Here is a 14,204-nt window from a genome sequence, read left to right as displayed (position 1 = left end):
GTTCTCACGCGCTCTCGCGGGCAGCCTTATAGAAATCCTTCCAGTCCGATCGCTCCACGACGACGGTCTCCAGATACTCGCGCCAGACGATGGCGTCCTGCACCGGATCCTTCACCACGGCGCCGCTGATCCCGGAGACGAGGTCCCGCGGCGACAGTTTGCCGTCGCCGAAATGGGCGGCGAGCGCCAGCCCGCTGCCGACGACGCTGATCGCCTCCGCCGTCGAGAGCGTGCCGGAGGGCTGCTTGACCTTGCTCTTGCCGTCGACGGTCACGCCCTCCCGCAGCTCGCGGAAGATCGTTACGACCCGCCGGATCTGGTCGGCGCCGGGCGGCTCGGCAGGGATCTCGAAGGCGCGGCCCAGCGAGGCGACGCGGCTCTCGACGATGGCGATCTCCGCCTCGATGGTGGCCGGCGGCGGCAGCACCACGGTGTTGAAGCGCCGCTTCAGGGCGCTCGACAGCTCGTTGACGCCGCGGTCGCGGTTGTTGGCCGTCGCGATGAGGTTGAAGCCCTTCTGGGCCGGCACCTCCTCGTTCAATTCGGGGATCGGCAGCGTTTTCTCCGAGAGGATGGTGATGAAGCTGTCCTGCGTCTCGCTCGGGATGCGGGTCAGCTCCTCGACGCGGGCGATGCGGCCCTCGTTCATGGCGCGCATGATCGGCGAGCCGACCACCGCCTCCCGGCTCGGCCCCTTGGCCAGCAGCAGCGCGTAGTTCCAGCCGTAGCGGATCGCCTCCTCGCTGGTGCCCGCCGTACCTTGCACGATGAGGCGCGATGTGCCGCAGATCGCCGCTGCGAGGTGCTCGCTGACCCAGCTCTTCGCGGTGCCGGGCACGCCGAGCAGCAGCAGCGCCCGGTCGGTGGCGAGCGTCGCCACCGCGACCTCCATGAGGCGCCGGTCGCCGATGTATTTCGGCGTCACCTCGAAGCCCGACTTGAGCTTGCCGCCGAGGAGGTAAGTGACGACGGCCTGGGGCGACATCTGCCAGTTCGGCGGCCTCGGCCGGTCGTCGGCCGCCTTCAGGGCGTCGATCTCCTCCGCGAAGGCGTCCTCGGCGGCCTGGCGCAGCTGCGCGGGCTTGGTTCCGTTCGTCGTCATCGTTCAGGGGTTCTCCCGTCCGGTGAGGTGCGAGGGGCGCCGCTCAGGCGAACTCGCGGCGCATGGCGGCCCGCAGGTCCAGGGTCGAGGCGAGCGTGGTGAGCTGGTTGCGCAGGCGCTCCTCGGAATCCTCCGGCAGCCGCGCGAGGATGGCCGCCGCGGCCGCCGCGGCGGCGGCGCTCGGATGCAGGTGCTCCCCAAGCCGGCCTAGGGTCCAGGGCTTGGCGAGCTCGGCGCGCAGGGAGGGCGTGCCGCGCGTGACGAGGGCCAGGAAGTCGAGCAGCGCCCCGGTGAAGCGCGCCGAATAGGCCGGCCGCCCGGTCTCGAGCAGGGCGAGCACCGGCTCGAGACGCTTGGCGCGCAGGGCCTCGGTCGCCAGCGCCTCCCACTCGTCCTGGGGCAGGAGCCGCACGGCATCGGCCCACATCTTCGCCAGGGGATTGGTGACCTTGACCCCGGCAAGCCGTCCGGAGGCCGCCTCTCCCAGCACCGCCGCGAGATCGCGCACCCAGGCCGGATCGCGTCCGCGACGCACCGCCCGGAACAGCCCTTGGACGATCGGCTCCGACCACTCGGAGCGCAGGGCCAGCTCGATCCAGAGGCGGGGCGGATGCCCGGCGAAGGCATGCAGCGGCGCGCCGGCTACGATCTGCTGGAGGAGGTTCGCCCGCAGGCCGCCGCCGCGGCGCTGGTACTCGCTGACCTCGATGCCGTCGCGGGTGAGGTCCGGCGCCTCCTCGGGCAGAGTCACGACGAGTCCGTGCTTGGTGCCTCCGATCAGTCCGCCGAGCAGGCCCTTCTTCGTCTCGATGGCCAGCGCCGCCCGGACGCGCTCCGCCATGCGCTGCGCGAGGCGCGAGCCCGGAAGACGCGGCAGCAGGTTCTGCGCGGCGCCGCGCACGCCCGAGGCGCGATCGTCGAGGCAGGCTTCGAGGAACGGCTCGTCGGCCTCGCCGAGACCGTCGTCCAGGGCCGAGACCAGGGCCTGGCGCATGTCGGCCTTCTCGCCGCGGAAGCCCGCCTCCAGGGCGGCGCGGGCCGCTGCCGGATCGCGCCGGCGGAACGCGGCGAAGGCGGCGCGGCGCTCGGCCGGCGTTCGCTCGGTCCAGTCCTGCGCAGCGTCCTCCGGCGTCTCGCTGCCCGGCGCGGCCAGCCAGTCGAGCTCGGCGCCGGCGATGCGGGCGATCGTTTCGGGCCATTCCCGCCTCAGGGGCGCGAGCGCCGGCACCAGCCAGGGCGGGGCGCGCAGGCCGGCGTCTGCGGCGAGCTCGCACCATTCGCGCAGGCGGACCTTCGGGGCGTCCGCAGCGAGGAGCAGGGCGAGACGGTCCGCGGCGGCGGGAGGGCACACCGGCCCCGACGCCTCGCGCTCGGGGAGGGGATGAAGCGTCTCCGCGGCGCGCCCCGTGCCGGCGAGATGGTAGAGGCCATGGGCCGCGAGCCGCACCAGCAGCGCTCCGCCGGCATCCTCGCCGGAGGGAGGGCCCGAGAGCGCGTCGGGCGGCAAGTGCGGGGCCCGGTCGGCGCCGAGGAGCGCGGCGGCGAGCGTCGGCTCCCAGCCGTCGCCCGATCGGGGAGAGGCCGTCGCCGCCATCAGGCCGCGCGCATCAGCAGGGGCCGGTCGTCCTGAGCCGGCACGGCGTAGAGCGACTCGTCGGAGACGAGGGCGAGGGGTTCGAGGCCGTAGCCGTCGTAGAGGCCGAACAGGTCGACCGCGCGTCCCGCCGCGACGCTGGCGAGCGCCGGCAGGTGCGGACCGGCCCGCAGGATCAGGCTGCCGGTGCCGTCGCCGACCCCGAGCGCACCCTCGGGCGCGAAGCGGCCGAACCGGACCCCGGCGAGACGAAGCGGCCAGCGCTCCGTCCAAGGCGCGCGGGCGAGGGCATCGGCGAAGCCATCGAGGGCGGCGGCGATGGTGGTCGCGCCCGGCAGCGAGCCCCCCCGCGAGGGCCCCGCGCGGCCTTCCCGAAGCACGGCCCGCAGGGGCGGATCACCGGGATGGAAGGCGAGGAGGCCGGCGAAGTCCTGGCCGGGGGCGGGCGCCGGGGGCAGGGGAGAGCCCGGCGTGCCGTAGTCGAGGATCTGCGCCAGGGCGCCCGTTCCCCGGCCGACGAGCCAGACGGTCCGGGCGGTGAGCTTGTCCTCGTCCTGGACGGCATGGGCGAGCACGGCCCAGTCGTCCGCGATGCCGGGCCGCGCCGCGATCTCCTCGGCGCTCACCGGATGGCCGAGCGCGGCGCGGACCCCGGCCGCCTGCTCCGGCTCCAGCGCGTCGAGACGCCGGGCGGCGCGCATCAGCAGGGCGAGGCGGCCAAGCGCGAGGCCGAGGGCCTCCTCGGGGCGCGGCGCCCCGGCGACGGGCTGCGCGGCCAGCAGGCCGGGCATGGCCCGCACCCGCCGGGCGAGGCCGGGGGCCTGCCCGTCCACGAGGCGGCCCGCCATACGGTCCCAGAACCCGTAGGGCTCGGACCGGGCCGCCGCGAGGCCGCGCCGCATCAGGTCGCGCAGCCAGAGATCGAGCTCGTCGAGGGCGCCGGACACGCGGTCCTCGCGGGCCTGCCGGCGCTTGGCCTGCGCGCGCTCGTCGACGGGCTTCTCCGGCTCGCGGGCGCGGGTCTCGGCCGCGGCGGCGCGGCTCTCGCGGCCGCGGGTCCAGGCCTCCACCCAGTCCGGCGCGGGCGCCTCGGCGAGGGGCGCGGCGGTCTCGACCAGCATCAGCCCGAGGGCGTGCTTGCAGGGAAACTTCCGGCTCGGGCAGGTGCATTTCGAGGCCGGGCCGGAGAGGTCGGCGACGGTGCGGTAGGGGGTGGCGCCGCTGCCCTTGATCTCGCCCCAGATCACGCTGCCCGCCCGGCCGAGGGCGCTCCACTTGGCCGGCCTCGCCTGATCCTGCCCGGCCTTGCGGCTCGATGCGTCGGGGGCGAGATCGAGGATCTGTGCGGCGGTCAGGCTCATGCGGCGAGGGTGTCGCGATCCCGTTCGATGATTTGGTTCCCAGGACAGTCTAGCCATCGAGAACGGCAGTGCAACCCCGCTTACGCTGATGATTTGTGTTGCCGGGCTTCGAACAATTCCGTCCTATAGCCTGGGAGGCGCAGGCATGGACTGAGATTATTGTGCGCAATCCATATCATTTGCACGCGATGCTTTCAGTCGGGGCCGGTGGGCAACAGTGTCGGGGAGGCCGGCGGCCAGATCCACGCCTTCTACGAAGGCCTCCTCGACCGCGCCCCGACGGGCCCTGCCTTCAGGGATGGGTGGACGCAACCAATCGCGGCGCGACACCCCGCGATATCGCGCGGGCCTTCCTGAGCGCACCGGAGCATACCACGCGGCATCCCGGCGAAACGAGCGACGCCGCCTTCCTCGCTGATCTGTACCATGACGCTCTCGGCCGGACGGCCAACGCGCAGGGCCTCGCGACCTGGGCGGAACGTCTCGCGAGCGGCGCCTAGCGAGCCGACGTCGCGATCGGCATCACCCAGAGCGCGGAGGCGCAGCAGCACTGGCTTTCCGCGATCGAGACCGGTCGCCACCCGCACGCGTCGCCGCCGGCCCGAAGGCCGGTTCCGCATCCGATCGCAGCCGATGAGAAACGGCCGGACAATCTTTAGGAAAGTCATTACGCAAGTCGGGAATCGTGCGCCCGTCGCGCATTCCTTCGAAGACGCCCGGTCATGTCCGAACTGCCTCCATCCCCGCTCGACCATCGTGGGGCGATCGCCGGCACGGCGCGGAACACCTCCCTCTGGCTGCTGCTCGTCGGCCGCGCGGAGGTGCGCCGCCACTGGCGCCTCCTGTTCGCGGCGGGCCTCGTCTGCGCGGCCCTCGGCATCCTGACCGTGATCGACTCCCTCGACGGGGCGCTGCACGTGCCCGATCGCTGGTTCGGGGTCCTGCTGCTCATCGAGAGCCTGGGCTCGCTCGTCCTGGCGACGACCGTCACGGGGACCGCACGGCGGCTGCGGCTCCTCAAGGGCGCGCTGCTTCTGGCGATGGCCGTGCTGATCGTGGCGTCCACGCGGCACAGCACCTTCCTGCTCGCCATGATCTTCGGGACGGCCTTCCTCGTCGACGGCACGGTCCGGATCGTGATCGCCGGCCTGCTGAAGTTCTCCGGATGGCGCGTCTCCGTCGCCCTGGGCGCGCTGGGCGTCGGGTTCGGCCTGTTCCATCTGCAGCCCTGGCCCACCTGGTACGCGGGAACGGTGGGCTACTGCCTCGGGATGTTCCTGATCCTCAACGGCGCCCGCTTCGCGCTGGCCGGCGTGCGCGCGCGGCGGGTGGCGTCGGAATCGGTCGCGGCGCCGGCCTCGGCCGCCTCGGACAGCCTCACGGTCTATGTCTGGACCCCGACGGGGAGGGCGACGACGCCGGCCCGGCAGCGCCTCGTCCGGCGCTACGTCGCCTCGGTCGATGCGCGCGGCGTGTTCTCGACGGGTCACGCGGCCCTCGGGCAGGGCAGCGATCTCTACGTCAGCCACTATCCCGCGGTGGAGATCGACCGGTCGCCCGCCAACCTGCGCGCCAGCCTGCGCGCCGGGCCCGAGAACGACGTGCCGGGCCGGTTCCTGCCGTCCTACGCGTACGAGTCGGCGGACTGGTGCGAGGCGACGGTCGCGGTCACGCTCACCGGAATCGACGCCGCCCGGCTCCGGGCGTTCTGGGACGCCTATCGGGCCGACACCACCTACAACTTCATCAGCCGCAACTGCTCCACCACCGTGGCCGCGGCGCTGGATGCGGCGGTGGAAGGCGCCTTCGCCCGCACCGGGCATCCCTGGCGGCGCCTCGCCCGCGCCCTGACGACCCCCGAGTTCTGGGTCGCGGCTCTTCTGCGGAACCGGGCCGCCAGCATGACGTGGACGCCGGGCCTGGTGCTCGACTACAGCCGCGCCCTCGGCGTGCTCCTCGACTCCGCCTCGCCGGTGCCGGGCATCGCCTGGAAGAGCGTCGGACGCGGACTCCTCCGCAACGGATGGGGCGGCCCGATGGCCGCGTTCTCGCGGATCGCCCGGCGCCGGCCGGCCCCGAAACCGACCGAGATTTGAACGGCGCGGTGCCGCGTCAGGGCCGCTTGGCGCCGAGATCGGCGGCGATGGCCTGCATCACTGCGAGCGTCTCGGTCTCGTCCTGCTCGGCGCCGTAATCGCTGAGCTTCACGACGACCGTGCCCGTCACGCGGTTCACGTAGACGTACTGACCGTAGACGCCGATCGCCGAGATGTCGTCGTCGTCCCCGCCGGGGGCGTGCCACCACTGGGCCGAGTACTGCCAGCCGTCGACGGCGCGGCGGGCGGGTGTCGAGATCCGCTCGATCCAGCGGGCGGGAATGATGGCGGCGGCGCCCGCGCGCCCCCGGTCCGCCACGAGCAGACCGAGCCGGGCGAAGTCCCGCGCCGTCGCGTTGATGCAGCAGAACGCCTTCTCGACGCCGCCCGGACGGTCGAGGTTCCAGGTGGCTGCCGCCTGGGCGCCCATCGGCTTCCAGATCCGCTCCGAGAGGAGGTCCGCCAGGGGCTTGCTCTCGACCCGGGCCAGGATCAGGCCGAGCACCTCGGTATCGATGCTGCGGTAGCGGCCCTCGCTGCCCGGCCTGAACGCGAGATGCGCGTGATCGCGCACGAAAGCGGTGATGTCCCGGGTCAGGTACATCCCGGCCGTGCCGGTCAGGGGCCGGCGAGGGTCGTAGTTCTCCGGCACGGCGAGCCCGCTCGTCATGTCGAGGAGGTTGCGCACCGTGATCTGCCCGAACACCGCGGCGTTGCGCAGCTCGGGGAGAAGGTCGGAGACGCGGTCGGTCTCGGAGAGCTTGCCGCGCGACAGGGCCGATCCGACGAGCAGCGACACGATGGACTTCGCCACCGACCAGGACGGGAAGAGCGTCGCCGGACCGGCGCCGGACCGGTACCATTCGTGGACCAGCACGTCGTTCTGCACCACGAGAAAGGCGTTGGTGCGGGTCGCCTCCAGCATCGAGCCGAGCGGAACCGCCTTCCCCTTCCAGTCGACGCGATCGAGGATCGGCCGCGGCCGGAACGGCAGGGCGCGGGCCTCGGCGGGCGCCGGCACGGTGCGGCTCGGGAACCAGGTGCCCACCGCCGACGGCTCGATCACCGCGAGCGCCGTGAGGGTGACGGGATCGGGGACGCCGACCACGGCGGTGGCGGTCCAGGCGCCGCCCGCGACCAGCGCCGTGCCGGCCGCCGCGGCCGCGATCCATCGGCGGGCGGGCCGCCGGCGGATCGAGGGTTCGGAAGGCGTGGGTGGCGGGACCATAGGGGAGCGATGTCGCGCAGTGTCTTGAAGATTCCCTTGACGCCGGCCCGCCCGGCGGACGGTTCGGTGCCGTCGCTCGTGCCTCGCGCCTGCCGGGCACCGATCCGGCCTGCGGATAAAGCCTTCACCAGTTTCGCGGTAGAGCCCGGCCCCACGGACGCCGCCGCCGCGGGCGCGTCTCTCCGTCGAGGAAGCACCGGCCGCCATGCACCCCTTCCTGATTCTCGGCCTCGCGATCTGTGCAGAGGTGACGGCGACCCTCGCCCTCAAGGCCGCGGAGGGTCTGACGCGGCCGGGTCCGACCGTGATCGTGATCCTCGGCTACGGGACGGCGCTGTGGCTGATGTCCACGAGCATGGACATGCTGCCGATCGGCGTCGTCTACGCGATCTGGGCCGGGGTTGGCATGGTGGGGGCGGCGCTGGGCGGCGCCTGGCTCTACGGCGAGCCGATCAACACGACCCTGCTGATCGGCATCGCGGTCGTCGCGGTGGGCGTGACGATCCTCGCCGTCGGACAGGGCCAGCACTGAGGCGCCGAACGGCCAGACGGCGCCTGGCGAAGACATCGGTTGCAGGGTCGAGAGCCGGTTCTGTACGCTTGCCGCACGCCGGTCGGCAGGCGAGTGCCGGGCGATGGTGCCGCAAGAGGGATTCGAACCCCCGACCCCCTCATTACGAATGAGGTGCTCTACCAGCTGAGCTATTGCGGCATGACGTGGGCGGCGGCTTTCCGCGCGCTCGCGTCGGCCGGGTCTTATCCGTCCGCTCCGCGAATGGCAAGGCGATCGGCCGATGCAGGCGCGCAACGGCGGCGGCCGGAACGACGGCGCCGCCCGGCGATGGCTTGACCGCGTGTCGCCGCGCCCCGAAAAGTCGCGTGCCTATCGGAGGTTGTCTCGGAATGTCGCTCGTCGCTCGCCTCCGGGCCTACGCCGCGAACGCCTTCGGCCTGTCGGCCGAGCCGACCGCCGAGGTCGACGACGAGCATCTGGCGGCGACCGCCCTCCTCGTCCATGTCGCGCGGGTGGACGGGGTGCTCGCGCCGACCGAGGTCGAGCGCCTCGCACGCCTCGTGCGCGGACGCTACGCCGAGACCGACGCCGAGGCCCGCGCCCTCATCGAGCGCGCCACCGCGATGGATGCGGCGACCCGCGACGTGGCGCAGCTCGTGGAGATGATCGGGCGCGAGGGCGGCGAGGATGCCCGCGCGCGCCTGCTCAGCATGGCCTGGTCGGTGGCCGGCGCCGACGGCCAGGTGGACGAGTTCGAGGAGGCGCTCGTCTGGCGGCTCGGCCGTCTGCTCGGGCTCGACGAGCCGGCCATCGCCTTCGCCCGCGCCCAGGGCCTCACCGGCACGGACGCGGGACCTCTTCAGATCTCCTGAGCCGATCTTTCCCCTCCGGCGTGGCGCGCCTGCAACGGAAAAGTTTCCGCTGCCGGCACAAGACTGGTGCGCTTCTTCAGCTAAGCAGTAACGGCGCCCTGTTGCGGCCGATATTTGCGTACAGATGCGAATCGTGCTTCTCGCACACTTGAACCGGATTGCGGTTTCGGCCGACTATCCAGTCAAGAGTGCCACCACACACGGCACCGAACGAGGGGGCTCGTCAATCAAATCGCGGTCTCGGGCCGTGCGCTCTTCCACGTGGAGAGGCGCCGGCCTTCGCCTGTGCCGGGCCGGTGCCCCGTGGAGGTGAGCGACCGCACGAACGGCTGGGAGGCGCGCACGTAAGGGTGGCACCTCGATGCGCCGCGCCGATCGTCCGATCGCGCGGCGTCGATGGCCGGTTCGGGAAGTCGATGCGCCCTCGCGGGCGGACCGTTTCCTGCACCGGGAGGACAGGCCGGCACGGATCTGTGCCGGAGCAGCACGGTGGTAGGGTCGTGAACACGTTCGGAGAGATCGCGGCGGGCATATTGGGGGCGGGCATCGGCCCGGCCTTCCCGCGCGCGCTGACGGCGGAACCCGGCGCCGCGATCCGGATCGACGACGCGGACCTGATCTTCAAGGGCGACTACGCCCGCGCCGGGCGCGACCTCGTCATCAGCCATGACGGCAAGCAGCTCGTCGTCCACGACTACTTCGCCCCAGAGAACCTCGTCCACGGGCGCCCCGCGTCGCTGCGCGGCCCGAACGGCGCCGGGCTCGAGGGGGACATCGTCGCAGGGCTGGCCAAGGCCGGCACCCCGGACGTCTTCGCCCAGGCCGGTCCCGCGCCGACGAGCGACGCCAGCGCCGCGATCGGCCGCGTCCAGACCCTGACGGGCAGCGCCACCGCGATGCGCAACGGCGTGAGCGTGACGCTGCATGTCGGCGACCTCGTCTACAAGGGTGACGTGCTCCAGACGGACGGCGGCTCGTCGCTAGCGGTCTCCTTCCTCGACGGAACGCTGTTCAGCCTCGGGGCGAGCGCCCGGATGCTCCTGAACGAGATGGTCTATTCGGCGAACGGCGCCGGCAACGCCTCGATGTTCAGCCTCGTCCAGGGCTCGATCACCTTCGTCGCCGGCCAGGTCGCGAAGTCCGGCGACATGAAGGTCGGCACGCCGGTCGCCACGATGGGCATCCGCGGCACGGCGGTCCACGTCACCATCGAGGCTGACAACGGCACCACTGCCTTCTCGGTGATGACCGAGCCGGACGGGCATACCGGCCGCTTCGACGTCTACGACCGCAACGATCCCTCGAAGCTCCTGTTCACGGTCTCCGATCCCGGGGTCAGCACGGTGGTGCGTCCCGACGGGCCGTTCCAGGTCACCTTCGAGCAGGTTGCGAAGTCGCCCGCGGAGACGGCGGCCGAGATCGCGATCGTGCAGACCCTGTTCCGCACCGTTGCCGAGGCGCCCCGCCTGCCGGTGTTCCAGGGCCCGCAGACGGGCGGCGGCGCCGGCTCCAGCACCGCGCCGAACCTCGTCCTGCCGGACCCGGCCGCCCCGCCCGCCGGCCCGAACGGCGGCGGTGGTGCGCCCGGAACCTCGCAGCAGCCGCAGAGCGCTCCGGGCTCCGGACCCGGAACCGCCCCGCCTCGCGACGACGATCGGCCGACGCAGCCCGTCGTGCCGCCTGCGGAGGAGCAGCCCCGGCTCGTCCTCGAACCCCGCAACGGCACGGTGGCGCAGGACGCCGCTCTCGTCGCCGCGACCGCCACGCAGGGCCTGCTCGGGCCGGTCCTGGCCGGCACGCCGCGGCCGGTGAGCATCGTCTCGGCCCATGCCGGCGGAAACCTCGACGATCCGGGCGCGCCGCTGACCGGCGAGACGATCCTCCTGCGCGGGCTTTACGGCGTGCTCTCGCTCGCCCGCGACGGCACCTACGTCTACCTCGCCGACCGGGCCGCCTCCCTGGCCGCCGGCCAGCACGGCTCGGACGTCTTCGCGTTCCGGGCGGCGGACGGGACCGGGCAGGCGAGCGCGCTCCTCACCATCGACGTGGTCGGCGTCAACGACGCGCCCGTGCGGACCGCGCCGCTGCATCTGCCCGCGGTCGAGGACGGCGGCCCCGTCATCCTCACCGCGGCCGAGCTCCTCGCCGGGGTCACGGATGTCGACGGCGACGCGCTCTCCGTGACGGCGCTGCACGTCGCCAGCGGCGGCGGCACGCTCACCGATCTCGGCGGCGGGCGCTACCGCTACACGCCGGCCGGTGCCCACGGCTCGGATCAGCCCGTGGTGCTCGCCTACACCGTCTCGGACGGCCATGGCGGCACCCTGGCCGAGACCGTCGAGCTGGCGCTTCCCTTCCACAACACGGTGCCGGCCCTCGCCGGCCCCGTGACGCTCGCGAACAGTGCCGAGGATACGGCGCGGATCGTCACCGTCGCGGAGCTTCTCGCGGGCGCCTCCGATGCCGACGGCGATGCTCTGTCCGTCGCCGGGCTGCACGTGACGAGCGGGGGCGGCACGCTCACCGATCTCGGCAACGGGACCTATCGCTACACCCCGGCCGCCGACGCGAACGGGCCGGTGGTGCTCGGCTACACGATCACGGACGGCTTCGGCGGCACGGTCGCACAGATCGCCTCCTTCGCCGTCACGCCCGTCAACGATGCGCCCGTCCTGACCCTGCCGGATCGGACGCTCGGCTACGTCGAGGACGCCGCGCCGCTCGCGGTCGCCGCCGACGTTGCGGTCGCGGATGTCGACAGCCCGATGCTGCGCGGCGCCACGATCCGCGTCGCCGCCGGCTTCCATGCCGGGGAGGATACGCTCGCCGTCACCCTCGCCGCCGGCAGCGGCCTCACCGCCCAGTACGACCAGGCGACGGGCACGCTCACGCTCGCGGGCCTGGCGACGCTGGCGGCCTACAGCGCCGCGCTCGCCTCGGTGACGTATCACAACGACAGCCAGGCGCCCTCGGCGGAGACGCGCGTCATCGCTTTCACCGTCATCGACGATGCGGGGCTCGAGAGCGCCGCCGTGATCCGCAGCGTGACGGTGACGCCCGTGAACGACGCGCCGACCGTTTCGGGAGCGGTCACCCTGGCCGATAGCGCCGAGGACACGTCGCGGATCATCTCGGCGGCGGAGCTTCTGGCGGGTGCCAGGGACGTCGACGGCGACACGCTCTCGGTGCTCGGCCTGCACGTTGCGAGCGGGGGCGGGACGCTCGCCGATCTCGGCAATGGCCTCTACCGCTACACGCCGGCCGCCGACGCGAACGGTCCGGTGGTGCTGGGCTACACGATCGGCGACGGCCATGGCGGCAGCGTCGCGCAGACGGCCTCCTTCACGGTGACGCCCGTGAACGACGCGCCGACCGTCTCCGGCTCGGTCACCCTGGCCGACAGCGCCGAGGACACGTCGCGGATCATCTCGGCGGCGGAGCTTCTGGCAGGCGCCAGGGACGTCGACGGCGACACGCTCTCGGTGCTCGGCCTGCACGTAACGAGCGGGGGCGGTACGCTCACCGATCTCGGCAACGGGACCTACCGCTACACGCCGGCCGCCGACGCGAACGGCCCGGTGGTGCTGGGCTACACGATCGGCGATGGCCACGGCGGCAGCGTCGCGCAGACTGCCTCCTTCACGGTGACGCCCGTGAACGACGCGCCGACCGTCTCCGGCTCGATCACCCTGGCCGACAGCGCCGAGGACACGTCGCGGATCATCTCGGCGGCGGAGCTTCTGGCGGGCGCCAGGGATGTCGACGGCGACACGCTCTCGGTGCTCGGCCTGCACGTTGCGAGCGGGGGCGGGACGCTCGCCGATCTCGGCAATGGCCTCTACCGCTACACGCCGGCCGCCGACGCGAACGGCCCGGTGGTGCTGGGCTATACGATCGGCGATGGCCACGGCGGCAGCGTCGCGCAGACGGCCTCCTTCACGGTGACCCCTGTCAACGACGCGCCCCGCGCGCAGGACGACAACGCCTTCGTCAATGCCGGCGACGAGGTTCGGATCGCCGTCCTCGCCAACGACACCGACGTAGACGGCGACGCCCTGACCGTCAGCGTGGTCGGCGCCGCCGGGCACGGCACCCTGCACGTCAACGCCGATGGGACGATCACCTACCGTCCCGCTACCGGCTACTTCGGCGTCGACAGCTTCGTCTACGAGGTCGCCGATCCCTCGGGAGCCACCTCGCGGGCGACCGTCGACATCATCGTCGGCATGGCCGACCATCAGACGGTCGGCGACGACGTGTTCCTCCAGGGCGCCTACATGGAGATCGGCGTCTCGAAGAGCGGCTCGCTGGGCTCGGCCTCCGCGGCGCCGGGCAACTTCCACCCGCAGGGCTCGACCGGCATCTCCTTCGTCGTCGACACGGACGGCTGGAACACCGGCGCCATGCCGACCTCCAACGACGTGACGCTGCCGGGCACGCCGGAGGACGCCATCGTCATCGCCCATGACGGGCGCAGCTTCGCGAACTCGGAGCGGACCGGCGCCATCGGCTTCAGCGCGGTCACGACGGACACCTCCAGCGGATCCCGCCTCCAGGCGACCACGGTCGGCACCTCGAGCGACGGTCTGCACATGAAGCAGGTCATCGATCTCGACCCGAACGCCAGCTACTTCTCCACGACCGTCACCTTCACCAACACCAGCGGCGCGGCGATGCAGAACGTGCGCTTCATGCGCAGCTTCGACCCGGACCAGGACGCGCTCTTCCACGGCGACTATTCCACGAACAACGACGTGCTCGCCAATCCCACCGCGGCCGGCGGGGGCGGCGCGATCGTCCAGGCGCTGGGCACGGGCTCGGGCGTCTCCGTGAACCTCGTCGCCTTCGATCCGGGCGCCCGCGCCTCGAGCGACGCGTTCACCAACCACAACGCCTACGCGCGGGGCGTCTATGACGCGCCGTCCGACCCGAACGGCGCGCACGCCGATATCGGCATCGCGCTCAACATCGACTTCGGCACCCTGGCGCCCGGCGAGACCGCGACGCGGACCTTCTACACGACGCTCAACACGCGCTCCGGCGCCAACGACCTCATCATCGGCAGCGACGGAAACGACGTCATCGACGGCCTCGGCGGAGACGACATCATCATCGGCCTCGGCGGGGACGACGTGCTGACCGGCGGCTCCGGCAACGACACCTTCGTCTTCATGCCGAGCGGGCCGAACGGCACCGTCATCCCGACCCGCGCGATCCGGACCGACCGGCCTCAGATCACCGACTTCACGCCGGGCGCCGACCACCTCCAGTTCGACCACACGATCTACGCGACCGTCGAGGCGGCCCTGGCGGGTGCGCGCCAGACCGGCGCCGACGTGGTCTTCGACTACACGGTCGACAGCGTCCACACCGTGCTGACCCTGCGCAACGTGCTGCTGGCGGACCTCCACGCCCGCGACATCCACATCGTCTGACG

The 14,204-nt window shown here is 72.4% G+C and carries 9 protein-coding genes and 1 tRNA gene; 5 read left to right on the top strand and 5 right to left on the bottom strand.

Annotated elements, in window-relative coordinates; all coding sequences use genetic code 11:
- Positions 1 to 4 precede the first annotated feature (4 nt).
- Genes MFF04_RS04380 through MFF04_RS04370 form a run of 3 tightly spaced genes read right to left on the bottom strand, consistent with a single transcriptional unit; the run spans position 5 to position 4,057 of the window.
- Positions 5 to 1,102 carry an ATP-binding protein gene (locus MFF04_RS04380; protein WP_238274247.1) on the bottom strand — a complete coding sequence of 366 codons (1,098 nt, stop codon included), beginning with the start codon at positions 1,100 to 1,102 and terminating at the stop codon, positions 5 to 7.
- A gap of 43 nt (positions 1,103 to 1,145) precedes the next feature.
- Positions 1,146 to 2,696: a DUF5691 domain-containing protein gene (locus tag MFF04_RS04375; RefSeq protein ID WP_238274246.1), complete on the bottom strand. Its 1,551-nt coding sequence runs from the start codon at positions 2,694 to 2,696 to the stop codon at positions 1,146 to 1,148.
- The gene (locus tag MFF04_RS04370; protein WP_238274245.1) at positions 2,696 to 4,057 is read right to left on the bottom strand and encodes an SWIM zinc finger family protein; all 1,362 of its coding nucleotides are present in this window, start codon (positions 4,055 to 4,057) and stop codon (positions 2,696 to 2,698) included. Before MFF04_RS04370 ends, MFF04_RS04375 begins: the two co-directional genes overlap by 1 nt.
- A gap of 188 nt (positions 4,058 to 4,245) precedes the next feature.
- Here MFF04_RS04370 and MFF04_RS22020 point away from each other — a divergent pair, with 188 nt between their 5' ends.
- The gene (locus tag MFF04_RS22020; RefSeq protein WP_353744512.1) at positions 4,246 to 4,557 is read left to right on the top strand and encodes a DUF4214 domain-containing protein; all 312 of its coding nucleotides are present in this window, start codon (positions 4,246 to 4,248) and stop codon (positions 4,555 to 4,557) included.
- A 222-nt stretch (positions 4,558 to 4,779) separates the two neighbouring features.
- On the top strand, positions 4,780 to 6,153 hold the full coding sequence (locus tag MFF04_RS04365) for a lipoprotein N-acyltransferase Lnb domain-containing protein (protein WP_238274244.1): 1,374 nt from the start codon (positions 4,780 to 4,782) through the stop codon (positions 6,151 to 6,153).
- A gap of 16 nt (positions 6,154 to 6,169) precedes the next feature.
- Here MFF04_RS04365 and MFF04_RS04360 read toward each other — a convergent pair whose 3' ends face one another.
- Complete coding sequence (locus MFF04_RS04360) at positions 6,170 to 7,381, bottom strand: serine hydrolase domain-containing protein (protein WP_238274243.1); 1,212 nt, start codon at positions 7,379 to 7,381, stop codon at positions 6,170 to 6,172.
- Positions 7,382 to 7,586: 205 nt separating this feature from the next.
- On the opposite strand from MFF04_RS04360, the gene MFF04_RS04355 reads away from it, so the two are divergent.
- A complete protein-coding gene (locus MFF04_RS04355) occupies positions 7,587 to 7,913 on the top strand; it encodes a DMT family transporter (RefSeq protein WP_238274242.1) in 327 nt (108 codons plus the stop codon).
- Between the two features lie 104 nt (positions 7,914 to 8,017).
- On the opposite strand, the gene MFF04_RS04350 is transcribed toward MFF04_RS04355, so the two are convergent.
- Positions 8,018 to 8,093, bottom strand: a tRNA-Thr gene (locus tag MFF04_RS04350).
- Positions 8,094 to 8,284: 191 nt separating this feature from the next.
- Here MFF04_RS04350 and MFF04_RS04345 point away from each other — a divergent pair.
- Both MFF04_RS04345 and MFF04_RS04340 read left to right on the top strand, forming a co-directional pair.
- Positions 8,285 to 8,767 carry a tellurite resistance TerB family protein gene (locus MFF04_RS04345; protein ID WP_238274241.1) on the top strand — a complete coding sequence of 161 codons (483 nt, stop codon included), beginning with the start codon at positions 8,285 to 8,287 and terminating at the stop codon, positions 8,765 to 8,767.
- A gap of 500 nt (positions 8,768 to 9,267) precedes the next feature.
- Positions 9,268 to 14,202, top strand: coding sequence for a cadherin-like domain-containing protein (locus MFF04_RS04340; protein WP_283206345.1), 4,935 nt, complete (start codon positions 9,268 to 9,270; stop codon positions 14,200 to 14,202).
- Positions 14,203 to 14,204 lie beyond the last annotated feature (2 nt).

The organism is Methylobacterium jeotgali, from assembly GCF_022179345.1.
Lineage (GTDB): Bacteria > Pseudomonadota > Alphaproteobacteria > Rhizobiales > Beijerinckiaceae > Methylobacterium > Methylobacterium jeotgali.
This window is presented reverse-complemented; position numbering and strand designations above follow the sequence as displayed.